14 protein-coding genes, 1 tRNA gene and 1 pseudogene are annotated in these 18630 nt (G+C 52.8%); 5 read left to right on the forward strand and 11 right to left on the reverse strand.

The annotated features are described in order from the left end of the window. Positions 1-13: 13 nt before the first annotated feature. The 10 genes from JIN85_RS14435 to JIN85_RS14480 form a co-directional block, all read right to left on the reverse strand. A complete protein-coding gene (locus JIN85_RS14435) occupies positions 14-793 on the reverse strand; it encodes a transporter substrate-binding domain-containing protein (RefSeq protein WP_200271966.1) in 780 nt (259 codons plus the stop codon). A 71-nt stretch (positions 794-864) separates the two neighbouring features. Continuing rightward, positions 865-3552 (reverse strand): VWA domain-containing protein, encoded by a 2688-nt coding sequence (locus JIN85_RS14440; protein WP_200271968.1) that lies wholly within the window; start codon positions 3550-3552, stop codon positions 865-867. Between the two features lie 19 nt (positions 3553-3571). Further along, the gene (locus tag JIN85_RS14445; protein ID WP_200271970.1) at positions 3572-5377 is read right to left on the reverse strand and encodes a vWA domain-containing protein; all 1806 of its coding nucleotides are present in this window, start codon (positions 5375-5377) and stop codon (positions 3572-3574) included. Between the two features lie 20 nt (positions 5378-5397). Beyond that, positions 5398-6279, reverse strand: coding sequence for a DUF58 domain-containing protein (locus tag JIN85_RS14450; protein WP_200271972.1), 882 nt, complete (start codon positions 6277-6279; stop codon positions 5398-5400). 11 nt (positions 6280-6290) lie between these two features. Beyond that, positions 6291-7697, reverse strand: coding sequence for a hypothetical protein (locus tag JIN85_RS14455; RefSeq protein ID WP_200271974.1), 1407 nt, complete (start codon positions 7695-7697; stop codon positions 6291-6293). Continuing rightward, positions 7694-8695, reverse strand: a complete 1002-nt coding sequence (locus JIN85_RS14460; RefSeq protein ID WP_200271976.1) for an ABC transporter ATP-binding protein — start codon at positions 8693-8695, stop codon at positions 7694-7696. Before JIN85_RS14460 ends, JIN85_RS14455 begins: the two co-directional genes overlap by 4 nt. A gap of 12 nt (positions 8696-8707) precedes the next feature. Beyond that, positions 8708-10480, reverse strand: a complete 1773-nt coding sequence (locus JIN85_RS14465; RefSeq protein WP_200271978.1) for a hypothetical protein — start codon at positions 10478-10480, stop codon at positions 8708-8710. Positions 10481-10501: 21 nt separating this feature from the next. After that, positions 10502-11509, reverse strand: coding sequence for an AAA family ATPase (locus JIN85_RS14470; protein ID WP_200271980.1), 1008 nt, complete (start codon positions 11507-11509; stop codon positions 10502-10504). Between the two features lie 211 nt (positions 11510-11720). Continuing rightward, entirely contained in the window at positions 11721-12890 is a 1170-nt protein-coding gene (locus JIN85_RS14475; protein WP_200271982.1) for a hypothetical protein, read from the reverse strand. A 3-nt stretch (positions 12891-12893) separates the two neighbouring features. After that, positions 12894-13277, reverse strand: a complete 384-nt coding sequence (locus tag JIN85_RS14480; protein ID WP_200271984.1) for a DUF2089 domain-containing protein — start codon at positions 13275-13277, stop codon at positions 12894-12896. A gap of 127 nt (positions 13278-13404) precedes the next feature. Here JIN85_RS14480 and JIN85_RS14485 point away from each other — a divergent pair, with 127 nt between their 5' ends. The 3 genes from JIN85_RS14485 (at position 13405) to JIN85_RS14495 (ending at position 16800) form a co-directional block, all read left to right on the forward strand. Then, positions 13405-15852, forward strand: a complete 2448-nt coding sequence (locus tag JIN85_RS14485) for an ATP-binding protein (RefSeq protein ID WP_200271986.1) — start codon at positions 13405-13407, stop codon at positions 15850-15852. A gap of 67 nt (positions 15853-15919) precedes the next feature. Continuing rightward, positions 15920-15999, forward strand: a tRNA-Leu gene (locus JIN85_RS14490). A 399-nt stretch (positions 16000-16398) separates the two neighbouring features. Next, the gene (locus tag JIN85_RS14495; RefSeq protein ID WP_200271988.1) at positions 16399-16800 is read left to right on the forward strand and encodes a hypothetical protein; all 402 of its coding nucleotides are present in this window, start codon (positions 16399-16401) and stop codon (positions 16798-16800) included. Between the two features lie 53 nt (positions 16801-16853). Here JIN85_RS14495 and JIN85_RS14500 read toward each other — a convergent pair whose 3' ends face one another. Continuing rightward, positions 16854-17639: a S24 family peptidase gene (locus JIN85_RS14500; protein ID WP_200271989.1), complete on the reverse strand. Its 786-nt coding sequence runs from the start codon at positions 17637-17639 to the stop codon at positions 16854-16856. A 331-nt stretch (positions 17640-17970) separates the two neighbouring features. Here JIN85_RS14500 and JIN85_RS14505 point away from each other — a divergent pair, with 331 nt between their 5' ends. After that, complete coding sequence (locus JIN85_RS14505; protein WP_200271991.1) at positions 17971-18225, forward strand: helix-turn-helix domain-containing protein; 255 nt, start codon at positions 17971-17973, stop codon at positions 18223-18225. 75 nt (positions 18226-18300) lie between these two features. Continuing rightward, positions 18301-18630 (forward strand): annotated as a pseudogene (locus JIN85_RS14510) (hypothetical protein); the annotation flags it as partial.

The following is an 18630-nucleotide window of genomic DNA, read 5'->3' on the forward strand; positions in this document are numbered from 1 at the left end:
AGGATCTTGCCGGTTATCGCAGCGGGAACTGAAGGTTCAGTGATTCCATTTCTGCTTTTTCTTGGGCCAAATACTTTTCAACAAGCTTTTCCAATCCGCCATCAGCGCGAAACTTGGTGAGGAACGCATTGGTTTGGGATAAAAGCTCCGGATGGTTTTTGGCGATCCCCACCGCCCAGCCTTCTTCGGTGAATGGCTGCAGAATGGCACGGGTGGTGTCCGGGTTTTTCTTGTGATAGCGTAGAATACTAAGTTGATCGTAGATGAAAGCATCCGCACGACCTTGGGCAACTTCCAGCACGCAGGCAGCATCATCGCTGAAAGCTGTCCGTTTGGCATTGGGCAGGTGCTCTGTGGCCCAGGATTCGCCGGTGGTCGATGATTTCACGGCGATCCGACGTCCTGGCGCTTTCAGATCCTCTACCGATTGAATATTTGAATCTTTAGCGACCAGAAGTGCCAGGCAGGTGAAGGCGTATGGCTCGGAAAAATCGATCGACTGACGGCGGGAGTCGGTCGCGGTCATCGATGAAATCACCATGTCGATGGTTCCTGTTTTCAGGGCTGGGATTAGTCCCTGGAATTCCATTGGAACAATCTTCAAAGGTCGGCCAAGATCCGCAGCAAGGGCTTTGGCAATATCGACTGAAACTCCTGCGGGGTTGCCAGCCGAATCCTGAGTCTCGAACGGAGGATAGGTCAGCTCCATGCCAACACGCAGTGTATTGTCAGCTTCACGTTTGCATCCGAGGAGGAGGAACGGCAGCACAAGGAGGGCAAAAATCAGGCGCATGGCTGACCATGGCCTGATTCCAGGATTTTTCCAACGACGAACGATTCTGATTTTGCCCGGTGCCGAGCTGGTTATTTCCGGTCTTTCGCACGCTGGAAGCGCGATCGCCGTTCGGAATCGGGTGGTGATTCGGAAGTCGTCACGTCATCCTTCGGTTTTTGCACGGGAGCAGCGAACTTCGGCTTGGCGGGTTTCGGGGCTTTCGCTGGTTTTGGCGTTTTAACTTTCGGGACCCGTTTCGGGAGAGCGAACTCGGGGAGGTGCCAGCCAGTGCGAGTGACCAGTGCTTCTCCTACCAGCAGCAGCAACAAAGCAATGCTGAAAGGAAGCCGCAGATTGGTTTCGGCGATGAATGGGGGGCGTTCCCAGGCTTTTGAGAGATCTAACAATTCCCGGCCACCAGTTTGCCTGGAAGTCGTTCGCAGCTCTCCGAGCCGATCTTTGTCAAACGCCCACTCGACGGATGAACCGACGCTTAGGGGGCCAAACGGGATTGCATACTCTCCGATTTGGACCGCGCCCCGCACGACGCTTCCTTCATCGAGATCCCGGGAGAGGGAAAAGTGCCCGGGAGAAATTCGCCGCCATGGAAGGTCGAACGGAGTATTTCCGGTATCATCCTGCAAACGCACTTTGGGTGGAGCGATGGCGAGCTTCTGCGTCCATTCGTCGGTGTCGTATAGCAAATCCAGGGTGAGCCTCGTTCCGTCCAATTGCTGGCGAAGTGCCACGCCGGGGGGAATTTCCTGACCCATCAAGAACCGGGCCATGGTTTGGAGGAAATCGCCATATCCGGGCCATTCTCTAACCGTTTGGGAAAAATCCCCACCCAGAGGAAATGAAACCGCTGCGGTTCTACCGAGACCGCGGCGAGCATGGGCGACCAATGGTGCATTGTATTCGTCCTTGGAGACCAAAGACACCGTGGCATCCGGACGGGCGTAGGAAAGGTTGTATCCATCGACTTGTGGCGACCATTGAAATGGCTTGGGCGAGATTTCTGCCCAGCGACCGGTGGCCTGGGTGCCGACCGGGCTGTCCAAAAAGGCGGAACGGGCGATGGTGACCGTTTCCTGCGAGAAGATTGTGGGAATATCCATCGGTCGATCGGAAAAGTAGATCCGACCGCCGCCGAGTTTCGCAATGTCTTCGAGAAAAGCCGAATCCTGGTCAGTTGGAGTTCCAAGTCCGATGACGGAAACCGTGCCGCCATCTTTGACAATTTCTGCGATGAGTTCCTTGTAACTGCCCGGTTCCTCTGAGTCATTCGCATCGGAGAACAAAATGATGTGACGAGTTCCGGAATCGGATTTTCGCAATTCCTCCCATGCGGCTTTGAGACCGGTGTAAACGAAGATCCCACCTCCCGCAGAGCGAACCTTGCGAACCCGGGCTCCAATAGAATCCTGCTTGTTTCCAATCGTTGTGAGCCGGACCACTGCAGTTGGTTCTGAATCGACCGCGAAGACGGTTACCTGGTCCATCGGGCCTAACAGTTCAATGGCATTGGCCGCGCCGGCGTTCGCAAGATCCATTTTGGTATTTCTGGAATCCACATTCACGGCCATCGAACCGGACCGATCCATGACAATCGCAAGAGCAACTGAAAGTTTGCGATGTTCATTTTTCAACTCCATCGAGACTGGCAACAGTTCGTCGATAGGAGAATGGAAGTAGCCCCCTGAGCCGAACGAATGTTTGCCTCCTGCCATGAGCAAGCCACCGCCTTGTTCACGCACAAAGAAATTGAGTGATTTCATGAAATCTGCAGGAATTTCATTGGCCAGAACGTTGTTGAGGATCACTGCCCGCATGCCAGTGAGCATCCCGGGTTTCAGTTTTGTTAGATCGCTAACAGTTAGAACGGAGAAGTCCAAAGCAGAGAGTGCCTTGGCGATGGGATCATCCTGATAGCGGGTGACTAACAGGAGTCTTGGGCCGCCGGTGATTTCGATATAGCGGCTGGCTTTGTTATTCCCTGAATACTTGTCACCTTCCGGCATGATCTCTGCCTGATATTCGTAGGCACCCGAGCTGGAGATGCGATCGGTGAACTCGACCGTAGCGGAGCCATTTTTCAGGCTGACGGTTCCATCACTCAGCACCTGGCCGTTTCGACTTAGCGTAAGCGGAAAGGTTGCGTCATTTTTGCCGCGCACGGTGATCGAGATCAAAAACGGCTCGCCGACCTGAACACGTTCCGGCAAATTCAGACGTGCCAGCCGGTAGTCATTTTCCACCTCTTCACGAATCAATCGGTAGTCGAGAGGAATCCCGCGCTTTTTCAGCAGCAAGGCCGCCTCGGTAATCGGTTCCGTGGAATAACCATCGGTGAAAAGCAAGACGCGCGATGGTTTGTTTTCATCAGCCTGCGCTGCAATCGATGAGAGAGCGAGGCCGGTGCGTGTCAATTTTCGCGAGCCGGTGAATGATGAACCGTCCGCTCCGGCTTCAACCACTTCAGCCCCGTAATTGATGAAATGCAGATTGTCCCGGCGGCTCGGCTTGGAACTTTCCAGCAGTCGCTGCCATTCGGGCAACCCTTTGTCGATGAGGTCTTCTGTCGAGTCGGATCGGTCGAGCAGGACATATAAATCGAGCGAGTTTTGCTGCTTGTTGATGACCGGATCCGCCAAGGCAATGACCGCCACCAGCAGAATCAGGGCACGCAGGGGTGAGTAGAGTCGCAGCCCGCGCCAAAACCACCCCAGCAAGGCCAGGGCAGGGATCAGTAGCAGAAATTCGGGTGATTTGAACATGGAGCAAAAGTGGATGATTTCACCGTCCGCCGACAGGACTTGCTACGGTAGGTTCCGTAGATTTCGTTTGAACAAATTTCCAGGCTACAAGCACGGCTGCGATGAGGAGAATGAACCAGACTCGCCAGTATGGATCCTCCTTGGTGTGCCTATCAATCGCCGCCTGGTTAGATTCGGTTAGAGTATCGGTAGCGGAGCAAGCGGTGAAGTCAGCTTCGCGGGTATCGGCGAAGTGCAATGAAGCGGAGAGCAGGGTTTCATCGGCCTGGGATAGGGTCAGAAAACCTGGAGCGGGTGGGGTGGTGAACGATGCTGGCAGCGTTTCCGAAGATGTTTTTGAAAGCACCTTCCCATCAGGTGAAGTTTGGGTGATGGTGGCCAGTTGCTTCGGATCAAGGGTGAGTTTTACCGGTTGGTTGGTTTCCAGATTGAGAGATGCCGGTGCGACCTTGGCGTCGCGCACCGCACCTGCAAAACGATGCAGGAGGACGATGAAGGCTGGTTGCCGCTCGACGTTCGAAAGCCGGAGATCAAAGTTGAAGAACAATTGGCTGGCTGCTGGTCGGCTCTCCGTGGCGGGAAGATGACGGAGGAAAATCAGTGGCCGTTTTTCCTGCCACAGCAAAACCTGATCGGTGGGTTGACGATCTAACTGAATCGTCTCGCGGACCAGCAGGGATTGCCAGTTCAAGCCGTCCATGAGAGGTGAGGCTTCCGCAAGGATTCCTCCACGCAGATAGGTGCCGGTGGCAGTGCTGTCCTCGACAAATACAATCGCATTTCCCACAGGCAAAGTGGGATCGAGTGGATCATAGGTTGCCAGCATGATGTCGGCTGAGGTCGCATCATTGCTGGAGGAGGTGGCTTCCAACGAGTTCACCAATTTCTCACCGAGGTCCGCAAAAGCAGGTGATGTCGCAGCGAAAAGGGTGAGTGGTTTTGGCGCGGGTTTTACGATTGGCAAACAATCATCCAGCGGGAAATCGTCAGGCGATAGCTCAAGCCGGACTTCTTTTGCATCGGTTGGAAAGGCTGCCTGAATCGTGGTAATTCCGCCGGGAGCTAACTTCAGTGAAGCAGGCTCGGTGGACCCATCGGCTGTGACGATTTTCCATGTCCGGGTTGCCGGAGATTTGCCATAGTTTTTGACCACTGCCCGCCACACAAGGGCACCTTGTTCGTTGGCAAAAGTGATGCCTGTGAAACCGACATTTTCCACTGGCCTGCCGACTGAAAGCAGCCGGGCTTCGAATGGCAGCTCCTCGGCAGGGGTGTCGGTCAAATAAATGACACTACCTTCACTGGAGACGAGTGATCGCGCCAGGCGGATCGACCGTGTGGGGTCGATCATTCCTTCTTTGGGTGACCACTTCTTGAGCGCTTTCGCCATGTCATCCAGTGAGGTGCCGGTGTAAATTCTCGGTCGATCCGGCGCGGATTCCAGAACGGTGATTTCCATTGCGGATGCCAATCCTTGGATTGCAGGCAGCTCATCGGTTAATCGTTTGATCCCATCATCGCGAAAGACTGACATGGACGCGGATGAATCGACGACGATTGCTACTCTTTGGACCGAGTTTTCTTTCTTATAGCGTGGCTCAACCAGCAGCCATGTGAGCAGCAAGACGCCTAACAACTGCATCCAAAGTGGAACGGACGGGATCAACCGATCAAAGCGTCTGCCGCTGATAGCATCCCGCTGGGTGCGCTCTAACAAAAATAAGGTGGATACGGGTAGCTCGATGGATTTGCGCTGGAGAAAATGAATCGCCAGTACTGCTGGGATTCCGAGCAACGCAAGTAGACCGAGAGGATTGGTGAGCATGGTGGATCGTGAGTCTGCGATCAGACGGACTCCAGGGCGTTGATGGGGAGGGCTGCCTGATACAGTGCGGTGATCAGGTCGAGTTCACACGGAATTCGTGCGAAGGGTGTTTGATGGCGATTGGACTGTTGTTTCCAGATGGCGAAGTGATTGCTGTAGGATTCTCGATAGCGCTTGAGAATGGCGGGTTCGATCCGGTGCGGATGTCGACCCTGGCTTTCCGCATCAATGAATTCGTAATTCCCCGACCAGTCGGGTGTGGCTTCGGATTGAAGAAATGGCGCGAATATCATCAGCGAGCCTTGGCGCTGCCCGAGATGCCGCAGGATGGGTTCGGGATCAGCCGGGAAGAGGAGATCTGATAGAAAAACGCGGATGGCATTCGCACGAAGCGGCAGGCGCTGCATCTCAGGGGCCGCGGGATTGCTGTGATCGCCTTGGGTGGGCGTCAGGGCGCGGATTTTATCGAGCCAAGAGTGATTTCGAAGGGTTGCGGGATCAAGTGTTAGGCTCGCATCCCCGCGAACTGCGTGAATGTGAATCGAGGCCCCAGCTGATAAACTGGATTCGGCGAAGAAATATAACAACTCAGCGGTGCGATTCAGTTTTTCTGGAGTGAAAAACATCGACTCCGAAGCATCCAAAATCAAGTCGACGACCGGGCGAACCTCTTCCCGGAAGAGTTTCATGGTGTAGCTGCCAGTGCGGGCGTATGCCTGCCAGTTGATGTGGCGCGGATCATCGCCCGGTGAGTAAGCCCGGTGATCCTGGAAGTCCATTGAGGATCCGGTTCCACCGCCGGCAAACTCACCCGCTTGTCCACGCCAAACGCGTGAGCGGAGTGGCAATCGGACTCGACCGGATGCGGCGAGGGCGCGGGAGTGGGCAGCTGACAAGGACATGGAAGGCTCCATCAAACTTCAGGGGTTGTGTTCACTTGCTCCGTGATAAGCCGATGTTGCTTCGCATTTCGAATTGCTAACAAAAATAAAATGAAGAGATAAATACCGATCCATGCTACAATAATACCTGCTTCGGAACTTTTATCCATTTCGCTCATCAAAACCACGGGATTCCAGATGAATACCCATTTAATGTTATCACCTGATGCCGCTGCTAGAGCCAGTATGACAATGCCAAGAATGGTCGTAGCTAGTGAATATAATAGATATTTGTCGAATCGGTTGGTTTCGGTATTGCGTGGTAGATTGCAGATCACGGCAGGAAATAGAGCGCTCACGATGATCATCAGGGTGGCATTCAATTCGCGATCCAATAGGTAAAGTGGACTTGGTCGAATAAAGATGGCAGCAAGGGCGATTGCGGAGATTACGATGGTAAAAACAATTCCTGACTGCCAGCCAGGCAATAGGAAGCTGCTTCCAAGTCTGCCTACGTAGCGTTTCTTTTGAAGGGCTTCTCGAACTGGGGCGATCACGATGGATGATTCAGAAAGTGCGATCGCAATGGCTGGTCCCATGATCACGGCAAACATGATGGGAATCATTTCGACGTTAAACTGGTCCAAGGTCGACAAGCCCAAAGCTACGACAGATAGACCGATGACGATCAGCCGATGGGAGGTGCTGAGGTTGTCGGCAGATGGGGCGATTATCAGGGATCCGGCTTTGAGGCAGGACCAACCGATATAAGTGATGGCTGCCAGATAGCTGATGATAGGAATAAGATATTCGCCGGAATCAAATACGTAAAATAGGCTCATCCCTGGGCCTGCTATGGAGAAAGATAAAAACTGGAATAATGCAATGACCGCCATGATTGCGAAAAGAATTGGCAAGATGTTACGCAGGATGACCGATGATGTGGCTGATATGCCAACGGTAGCGGCGGTAAGTGCGGCAGAGGTTGCAAAAATGATTAATACCAAGGACAACTCGCCAAATAAATTCATGCCACCAAAGAAATAGCGCAGGATGAGGTATGGAATTATGGTGCTCATCAACAGCGCGGTTTGACTGACGATGGCAACCCATTTGCCATACACGATCCGAGTGGCACTCAATCGGGTCAATGACATGATCTCCAAGGTGTTACTTTTCACTTCCGAGGAGATCGCATTGATGCCCCGCAGTGGCTGCAAGATCAGAACCGCGATCGAGAGGATGGTAAAGATGGTGATGGAGATGACATTCCCAATCGAATCCCCGGTCGTCGATCCGAGTGTGGCGGAGAGAAGGATCAGGCACAAAATAATCTGCAACGCCATGAAAACGCCAAGGAAAGAAATGGTGCGCATCCCTTGGCGCAGCTCTTTAACCAGCATCGGTGGCAGCCGATCTGGGAAATCGTTTGAGGTCATGAGATCGAGGCGTTTGTGGTTGAAGATGGGAGGGGAGGAGGGGTGACTGCGGGTTGGCCCTGTTCGAGGCGTCCCAGGATGTCGATGAAGGCATCTTCGAGGTTTCTCTGTTCGCGATGGAATTCGGTAACCCGGACCTGGTCCTTGATCATCCTGGCAAGGGTATCAGCGACTTGGGTAGGTGACTCGGCGTTGATGCGGATGCGCCCACCGAATTTTCGGGACTCAAGGAATTCAACTGTCGGTTGCAGCACACACCAGTCGGAGAGTGCCTGAGGGTCGCCATCGACCTGCACATCGTAGAGGAATCCGCCTTGGGTTTCGGAACCATTTTTAAGCGATTCCGCATCACCGTGGTGAACAATACGACCATTGTTGATGAAAAGCAGCGAGTCGCACATTTCGCCAAGCTCGGAGAGGATGTGCGAGGAAATGAAGATCGTCTTGCCTTCCTTGGCGAGCACCCGAATGAGGTGTTTCAGCTCGACCCGGGCTTTTGGATCCAGTCCGGCTGCTGGCTCGTCCATGATGAGCACCTGTGGATCGTGTAGCAGGGCGCGGCCTAAACCGAGACGCTGGGTGTTCCCCTTCGACAGTTTGTTCGAAAATCGTTCCGTAAGCGGCCCGAGATCGGTGAAGTCGATGACTTCCTGGACGCGTTCCCGTCTTTCCTTGCCTTTGTAGCCGAGCGCACGCGCATAGAAATCGAGGTACTCGATCACGGTCATGTGATCATAATTTCCGAAATGATCGGGCATCCAGCCAATCAGGCGGCGGACTTCTGCTGGATGGTGCAAGACATTGATTCCACAGACTTCGGCGGTGCCGACAGTGGGGTGATCCAGCGTTGCGAGTATCCGCATGGTGGTGGTTTTGCCTGCGCCATTGGCACCGACAAATCCGCACACGGAGCCGTGGGGGACTTCAAAGGTCACGCCATTGACCGCTTTGAGCTGGCCGAAATAGCGGTAGAGATTGTTAACGCGTAGTGCGGACATTTCGAAATGAGATCAAGGAGTGGCAATCGGTCCGGTGATGATGGTCGTGGTTTGTTTCCATCGAATACTTGAATGGGTGGCAATTCCCGGGGCATCCGCAGTAACGGCGAAATAATGCTGACGGCGTTTGGTCAAACGGATGAAAGTGCTCGGTAGGTTGCCCTCAAAGCTGGCGGCAATTTTTTGAATTTCGGGATCGACCATGCTGAAATCGACCGGTGTGAGCTGGAATTTTTTTCCGGTGCTGATGTTTGCGCTCCGGAACCAAGCGCCATTTTCGTCCTGATAGTAGAATTTCTGAATGGGGAAATCGAAGGTTGAGATCATCGAATCCGGGCTGCCGGTTGCTTCGATGCGGCCGCGGGTTGAGACCACCGCAGCAAGGACATGCCCGTGCTCGGAGCGGCTTTGGAACCAGTCACCACTCAGCTCCATCTTGGAGCCGTTCGGTTGAATGCTGAAATCACCACTGGAATCCTCGGTATACCGTGCCCACCGGGAGCTTTTGATCGGCACGGGGCTGATGAAAGCCGGTGTGTCCATGGTGAATCCGGAGCTTACGAGCACCCCTGTGCGGCAGAATTGCTCCTGGTGAATGTAGGCGGCATTCTGGCCATCATCGGGACGGACTTCCATCAACACGATGCGACTTCCATTTCCGCCGAATCCATCTTGCAGGATGATCAGAAAAATCATCACCGCACTCGCCCCAAGCGAAATGATGGGAGTGGTGATGAAAAGCCGATGCCGTTTGCCGGATTTTGCAAAAACGAAAAGGTTTACCGGGCCGACGAGAATCCCGAAGATAAGCAAAACAACGATGAAAAGCCCATATCGGAACAGTTTGATGCCAAACCGATTCTGCAGTGGCCAACTGCTCCGGTAAGCATCCTGAATAACCGAGTGTCCGGGTTGCGCCCCCGATTTCACACCGACCAAATCAATGGTTTCTTCCGCCGGAAGGTGGAGCCCTGGCGGATTCGGCTGGAGGGAAATGAATCCCATGCCTGGATCATCGACCGGGAGTCCTAGAGCATCGGCGCTTCCGGAATGGTCCTGGTAAATGACGAGCTGTCCCCCCATCCGGACCCATGCAAGAATTGCAGTTTGGCCTCCTGCCGAGACTTGCGACCATTCACTGGCGAGCATCAGGATGCTATCCCAGCCGGAATAAGCGAGCCAGTTGTCGGAAACCTGCTTGGGATCGAATCGGGTGGCAAATGAGGCAGCCCCTGATGTGTATCCTCCCGAGGAGGCGCTGGATCTCGTGGCATTATCCAGACTGGAGCCGTTTGGAGTGTAGAGTGCTTCGCTCAGCAAAACGGCCGGTTGATTGGTGGCTAATTGCAAGTTCAGCGAATTATTCGCATTTCCAAAATCTCCAGTGAGATGTGTCTCAAGGTTGATAAAAAGATAGCCCCCTGAATAAGAATATCTAGAACGCTCCGAAGAAGGTGGGACTAAGGGAACGAGAAGCTCCTTCACCACCGTTTTATTTTCCGGGGCCGTGATGGAAAAATCTGAGGAGGCTGAATTGCCTCTGATGTAATTGGAATGGGTCTCGAAGCTCAGCTCAATGGATTTGCTGCTCTTTTGATTGTTAACGATCGTGACACGAATCGGAGCATAGCCACCGGGAGAGGCTCCGGAAAACAGCGCTTCGACCTCAACGTAGGTGTCGGTTTTCGACGCCATCGTCTCGCGAATCAAGGTTTCCTGAGCAGATGCGGTGATGGCAAAGAGCAGGAGGAGAAGAATCTGGCGCATAGTAGTGTGTAGAATCATGCAACGCGGGGAATGGGCGCTTCAGGCGGTTGTCAGGGTTTTGGGAGTCGCGTTGGCTTGAAAAGGAATCTCTTCCAATAGCTTCAGAACCAGATCGTTGGGAGTGTGACCTTCGACCCGAGCATTGTAATCGAGCACAATCCGATGTCGCAGGACCGCTAGCGCGACGGATTTGACGTCTTCGAAACTGGTATTCACCCTGCCGGCGATCACCGCACGGGCCTTGGCTGCGGAAGCGAGCGCAAGCGCGGCGCGCGGACTGGCGCCAAATCGAATGCCCGCGGAGGCGGCCGATTGACCGGGGTGGGTTGCGTCCACCAGTCGGGCGATGTAATTGGCTACGACCTGGGGCAAATAGATGCGCCGCACCAATGCCAGCAGGGATCCCAAGGTTTCCGCCGACATCACGGGGTCGACCTGCGGTTCCGTGCCGAGTTCCCGGTGGGAAACGATCCGCTCCAGTGTATCGACGCTGTTGCGGGTTACCTCCAGTTTGAAAAGAAACCGGTCAAGCTGGGCTTCCGGGAGCGGATAGGTGCCTTCCAGCTCAATCGGGTTCTGGGTAGCGAGGACGAAAAACGGATTGGGAAGCTCGTGAGTTTTACCAAGGACCGTGACCCGGCGTTCCTGCATCGCTTCCAGCAAAGCCGACTGGGTTTTCGGCGATGCGCGGTTGATTTCGTCAGCGAGGACGATGTTGGTGAAAAGCGGACCGGGTTGGAATACGAACTCACGGCGGCCATCGACTTCCTGCAGCACCGGGTTCCCGGTAATGTCACCTGGAAGAAGATCCGGGGTGAACTGAACCCGTTTGGTGTCGAGATGGAGCAATTTCGACAGGCCTTTGACCAATTCGGTCTTGCCCAAGCCCGGCAGGCCTTCGAGCAAAATGTGACCGCGCGCTAGGATGCCGGTGATGACCAAATCGATCAATTCTGACTGACCGAAGAGGACTTCGTTGAGGCCGCTGGTCAGGCTGCGGAGGTGTTTGGCGGCGTCTGCGACTTCGGTTTCGGTGGCGTTTTCCATGATCAATTGCGGTGAGGCTACCAGAACAAGGGCTGGTGGGAATGAAGAAGAGATGAAATTTGCGAGAAATTCTCAATCGCTGTTCAGAACGACGAAAATCACTCATTCAACCCATCTACGGCCGACGCTAAACGATCACCATCCTATCAGGCGATTACGAAACGCCCGGCAGATTCCAACCCGACCGCGCCGTGGCACCGCCGGTCTGGAATTATGGAACAGGTTCAGGTTCGATTTCCTTTTGCACCAATTTGAACCAATTCGGATTCATCACTCCGAGAAACTCCAGGATATAAGCGACGATAGCCAATGGCAGTCCGATGTTGATGATTTTCAAATTTTGCACAGTCAGATAGATTAAAATCAAACCACCGATGCCGAGTCCGATGGATGAGATGGTTCGCTGCGTGGCCAAATCCATTTGCGATGCAATATATGGTAAACCAGCAGTGCCGAGGCCGATCAACAGAACCAGCCATCCCAAACCATGGTCGACTTCGTTGCCAGTGATCTGATAGTTCATATTTAACAATTTAAAATCTGATAGCAATTCGATGACCGGATACTGTAGTGGTTCAGGGAGTTGGTTGGCAATCTCTCTGAAGTCCGTTGAAAACCAAGGTAGAAAAAACGCAAGCAAGAGCAATGCTGCTCCTGCAATCGTTAACCGTCTTTGCGGAGTGAGGCGGCTACCCATTGATGATGGTGAAGGTTGAGAAGAACCGCTGAGCGCGCTGAGGAGATCGGCACATTCGTCAGCGGTGATAGTCCCTAGTTCAAGAAGGGATAAGATTTTCTCGCGTTCAACAGACAAAGTATCATCGGTTTCCGTGGCAGATGGCATCGCCTTGAAGCTGCTGACCATGGGTTGAACCAGCAGACAGATGATCAGAAGGCTGAAAATGCCAAAGAAACTACTCTGATATCCACCCGCGGCGAATGCTGAAATCAAAACGGCAAAGATCATGTTTGAGGGCGATAGCCAGGCGCGAAACCCGACCACGCCGGGTGACTTTTCGGCTGCAGTCGCCCGCTTACCGATCCAGGCGGCATAGACTTTCAGGAAGAAAGGAACGCACAAGAGGACCATAAAGATTCGGCAAATCACTGCGAATAGTAAGCGGTTTTCGTATCTGCTAGAAAAGCCGATGAACCCATCGCGAAAAAGTCCCCAAGCTCCAAAGATAACTGCGGCAAGTAAAGTAGCAGCAGGTGTGAGGAAGAGAAACTTCCGGGAATAGCCGAATCGTTTACTTAATATCCCGGAAACGAAAAACCATATCCCCAGGACGATGAGAAGTATCGGTAGGGACGGGGTGAGTGGAATCTTGGAGTGAGCTTCGTTAGAAGCAATGGGAACGGCGGATAGAAGATTCAGCATGGCTTAGGACGGGTTGGAGCTTTTTTGTTTTAATAACTGAGAGGCTTCGCTGGCGGTAATTTCGCCACGTTCGAGTTCTTCTAAAATTTGCTTCGTATCGCGTGGAGCGCTCTGGTTTCCGAGCAGCTCATTGACCAGCGCCAGCCGCTTGCAAACGGTCGGATAGGAAATCCCGAGCTCCTTCTCGACATCGCGAATTTTTCCCTGACAACGGAGGAAAATGAGCACGAAATCCTGAAGATCAGGCGGAAGCTTGAAAAATGGCGGAACTGGCAATTCCGAATCGATCCGCGTATCGCAGGTGTCACATGCCAGGCGGCTAATCAAGAGCTGCCCGGTGCAGAAAGGACAGCGAGTCACCAGTTTCTTGTGTGTTGGCTTCTGCATTGAATAAATTGATGTAGAGCTTAAAAAATTGAATTCCGCAATTAAAAATTTGAATATTAGCCAAATCAATGTCGGGCGATCGAATCCATGACTTTGCCGATCTTCCAGCTGGAATCCGTCCCCGCAGATGAGCAACATCCTCGCCATGAATATTTCCCCCACGGACTACGAAAAACTCGGGCAATTCTATCTGGGGAGGGAATACGATGCGGGATCGCAGAAGATTCAGGATGAGCTGGTGCTTTACGATTCCAAGGATTTGGTGACGCACGGCGTGGTCCTGGGGATGACCGGCTCGGGCAAAACCGGACTTTGCATGGCATTGCTGGAAGAAGCGGCCATGGATCACATTCCAGCCATTGTCATCGACCCAAAGGGCGACATTTCCAACTTGCTGCTGACATTTCCGGATCTGGATGCGACGAGCTTCCGACCTTGGATCAACGAAGATGACGCCGCCAAAAAGGGCGTCTCTCCCGACGATTTCGCGGCAAAGACAGCCACCGCCTGGCGTGATGGGTTGGCAGATTGGGGGCAGTCGCCAGAAAGGATCGCTCAACTGCGTGAAAATGTGGACATCAACATTTTCACTCCCGGCAGCCGGGCTGGGATTCCGGTTTCCATTCTAAGTTCGCTGCAGGCCCCACCCTTCGAGGTCATGGACGATGCGGAGTTGTTAGGCGATCGCATTGAAAGCACGGTTTCTTCGTTGCTCTCCTTGATTGGTGTGGATGGCGATAGCGTTCAAAGTTCCGAAGCTGTTCTGTTAGGTGCGATTTTTCAGAAAGCTTGGTCAGATGAAGTGGACATAACATTGGAAAGCCTGATCCGACACATTCAAAAACCCTCTTTCGACAAAGTTGGGGTGATTGATCTGGAGTCATTCTATCCGGAAAAATCCCGTCAGACACTTGCGCTGAAATTCAACAACCTGCTTGCCTCACCGGGATTTTCCACCTGGTTGGAAGGTTGCCCTCTCGATATCGCCCGGATGCTACATGACCCCGCTGGCAAGCCGCGGATCTCGATCTTTTCAATCGCTCACTTGAGCGACTCCGAGCGGATGTTTTTCGTCAGTTTGCTGCTCAATCAAATGCTTGGCTGGATGCGAACCCAGAACGGCACGACTTCATTACGGGCCTTGCTCTACATGGACGAGATCTTCGGTTTCCTGCCACCCACGGCCAATCCGCCCTCGAAGAAACCCATGATGACGCTCCTCAAGCAGGCGCGCGCCTTTGGTCTCGGTTGCTTGCTCGCGACCCAGAACCCGGTCGACCTCGACTACAAGGCGCTATCCAACATCGGCACGTGGTTTCTCGGGCGATTGCAAACCGAGCGGGATAAAATGCGGGTCCTTGATGGGCTCGAAGGCGCAGCGGGATCGCAGAACGCAAAATTCGATCGAAAGTCGATGGAGCAGCTCATTTCAGGTCTGGGGAACCGGATTTTTCTCATGAACAACGTCCATGAGGACGGCCCGGTCTTGTTCCATGTGCGCTGGGTGATGAGTTATCTAACAGGTCCATTGACCAAAAGGCAGATCAAGACCTTGATGGACCCGAAACGGGATGCCTTTGAGGATCTCATCGCTGAATCTCCGACCGTGAACCCGATGGCGATGCCAGGCATGTCCGCGGCGCGGCAAACAGGGAATACGACGCGTCCAGTAGTTGGCGCCGGCGTTCAGGAAATTTTTGTCAACCCAGCCGGTGGTGCCGATGATATGATCTATCAGCCGCATTTGCTGAGGGTGGGGGAGGTGCATTTTTCATCGACCAAAATGGGCGTGGACGGAGCCAGAACGATCCAGCAGATCTATGCGATCCTTGAGGACCGAATCGACTGGGGAAAACCACTGTCGCCCCCCGTGAAAATCGATGTGGAATCCAATGAACCGGTTGATGGAGTCGGATTCGCGGAGTTGCCTGGCTACGCCATGAATCAGGCAAACTACAAACAGGTCGAAAAGGATTTTTCAGAATGGATGTATCGCAACGAGCGCGCTGAAATTTTCTCCTGCCCCGCATTAAAAGCATGGTCAAATTTGGGAGAAGCGGAGGGCGATTTCCGCAGCAGACTGCAACACGAAGCTCGCGAAGCCAGGGACGCAGCAGTCGAGAAACTTCGTCAAGACACGGAGAGCAAGGTGTCGGCACTTGAGTCGCGATTGCGAACCGCTCAAGGGCGACTTGCGAAGGAAAAGGCCGAGGCAAACGCGGCCAAAATGCAAGCGGGAGTCTCGGTGCTTACTGGGATCCTCAGCACGTTTTTCGGGCGAAAATCCGGCTTGGGAAGCCGCAGCGCCTCAGCCTCGATCAGCAAAGCAACCACCGCCTACAAACAGCACCAGGACGTTGCCAATGCAGAGGACAAAGTCGAAGACATCGAGGCCGAGATCGCTGCCAAACGAGCCGACTTGGAGCAGAAAATCGCACAGTTATCGGAATCCTACAATCCTGCAAGTTTGGAGCTCGAAACCGAAATCCTGAAACCGACCCGGGCGAACGTGAGCGTCCAGCATGTCGGCTTGTTGTGGTTGCCCTTCGATGCCCGGGGCGACCGTGCCTGGTGATCGATGAAGAAAGGAAAGAATCCTCTTGCGCAACCCGGGTGGTATTTGCAACATCCGCCCACCCCAAGGCGGCTTGGCGGAATTGGTAGACGCGCTCGACTCAAAATCGAGTTCTAACGAGTGTGGGTTCGAGTCCCACAGCCGCTACTTCCTTTTTGTTTGTTCGAAAACCCCGTGTTTACGGGGTTTTTTTGTGTGAGGATGTCTGACCATCCAGGGAAGTTGGTAAGATTTAGGTTGGAAATGGGGGTTACACCAAATCTCGAACCCCAATATGCAACGCCAAATAGAGGCGCATCCTTAAAAGGTTGATGGAGTGAAAGTACCCCGGCTTGGATTCGAACCAAGGACCAAAAGATTAAGAGTTGAGCCGTGGAATGTTTTCTACGTGTTCACAGCCGAAAATCGGCCTCCTTAAGCCAGTTTTGCGGATGTAGAGCAGATAAAGGCCGCCCCATCTGAAGCACGAGTGGTCATTTTGGTGGTCAATGGGAGAAGAGTAGAAGAATCACCTACCATATATTAGGATCGCACCTACGATCAGGAATGTTTTCTTACGTTCGAATCTCTCTGTATGTGGTCGCGGTGCTAGCCTTGGTAGGTAGTAGCGCGTGTGCCAAGGAAACTCCAGCACATCCTGAGGCTTGGTATCGCGATGAGGTCGCGAGAAAGCTCGGAGGGAAGACTGAGGTGCAAGTGCCCAACGGCCGCGTTGACATCTTAACCGAGGCTTACGCGATAGAAGTAGAGAAAGCTACGAACTGGAAAGAGGCAATTGGGCAATGTCTCTGGTATTCGCTTCAAACAAATAAGCGAGCCGGTATTGTTCTGATCGTAACAAATGAAAAACGAGACCGAGGACACATCATCCGTTTAGGTTCAGTGATTCAGGCCAACGAGCTTCCGATCAGAGTATGGATCTGGCCCGATGATTTTGAAAATGAGTAAAAATCTGCTCGAATTATAGGATTTACCCCAAATTTGAGCGGATTTCTACTCAGTCACTTATTGTCGCTTTTATCGAACCATCCAATCCACTCGATCGGCTCTTTCGCGATGATTTCCGGAAACTCAGGATTAATCGACTTCAGAATCTTAACCTTGGATTTTCCATCGATCTCGGAGATATAAGAAATTCCGGCTTCAATTTCTGCCTTTTTAGCGAGGCGGGTGTTGTAGATCTTGAGAGTCTTTTCTCCATTCACCACGAAAAGATAGATTTCACCTTTCTTGAGAAATGGACTCGAAAGGCTTTCGCGCTCACGCAGAATGACAGTTGAGCCATCAGGGAATTTAGGCGACATAGAATCTCCATGTAGTGTACAGGCGAATCTCCCGCGCCCGTAGTCTTTGGTAGGCGAGTAGTAATCAATATCTGAAGACACTGGTTGTCCGGCTGCTGCGTAATGAAGGGGTATTTCAGGAAACGCAATGATCGAGTCGGGAACAATTTCTGCATCTTGAGTTCCGCTGGTGAGCAGGCGGGCATTCGCTATAACAGCGTCTCGCATGAAATCGCGTAAGCTCTTGTATCCTTCTTGATCCATAGCCTGCCGGATCATCTTTGCTTCCCCGAAGGAAAATTGAGGCTCCCCGAGTAGGTCGTCACACATCAATCTCTCAATCAGTCTCAGGGTCGGTTCGGGAATTGGTTTGCGTTTATTGGCGGCTAGCCAATTTGCAATTGTCCCTTTGGCTGCCCCAGTTTGCTCGGCGAGCCAATCTCTGTCGCGTTGGGTATGGTCTAGCCAAGCCTGAATCTCCTGTGGGGTAATGGTGATCTTCATCGGTTTGCAGGTGAGTTGCTCTCATGTATCGCAAATTGCGAACAAAAAGCAAAAGTTTTTCATGGAGTGTGATATTTTTGTTGATAAGATTCTCAAATTGAACCTTATTCGGTTCATGTGATCACCAATTGCGAATGCGACATTGCCTGAATGGGCAGACGGGCTACCCGAAGAAGTGGTTCGGGCAGTCCGCCAAGAAGCTATCCGTCGCGGCGTCCGCGCTATCGAGATAGTCCGGGAGTTGACAATTCAAGCTGCCCGTTCCCTGACCGAGAAGGGGCTGACCAGCCACCGAGCAGAACTCAGTGAATCAATCGAATAATTAAAAGCCATGAGTAATGGACTACAGGTCATCCTAACTGAAGAACAACTGGAACGGTTGGCTGAGATAATTAGTAATCGGCTCAATCCGGATAGCAAACAACCTTTAACCGTCGCTCAGGCTGCTAAGGCTTTAGGCACTTCAAGGTCTACAATTGAAAAGCGAGTTCATGCAGGGGTCATTAGATGCGTCCCCGAAATGGGAAGGAGAATTCTGATTCCAAAGGTTGAAATTGAAAGGCTTCAAGAGGGGCGTCTTAATTAAGGTGGATAGATAGTTAAAAAATAACTAATCGGCACTCCCTGCGTGAGCTGTGCCCAGATCTCAAGATATATTAAAATGAATGCAAATATAGATACTGATAATATAAGTTTAGCGGGTGGGGCAACCCCCGCTCCTTGGGCGGTCCATCGTAACAGTGCGGGCGTTTTGGAAGTGATGGCTTCCAATGGATACGGACGGCAAACCGTGGCTCACATGGGGCTTGCTCCTGATATGGGTTATCTGGCGGGAACCGCGAAGGCGAATGCCCAATTGATTGCGGCTGCGCCGGATCTGTTAGAGGCACTCAAGCAGGCGGTGAAGGCTCTTAACGAGGCTCCATCCTTCAGGGTTGGCGACCGTAGTGAATCGAACAATTCCTACAAGATCGCCTCCATCTGCGATGCC

It is taken from the genome of Luteolibacter pohnpeiensis (assembly GCF_016595435.1).
Classification (GTDB): Bacteria; Verrucomicrobiota; Verrucomicrobiia; order Verrucomicrobiales; family Akkermansiaceae; genus Luteolibacter; species Luteolibacter pohnpeiensis.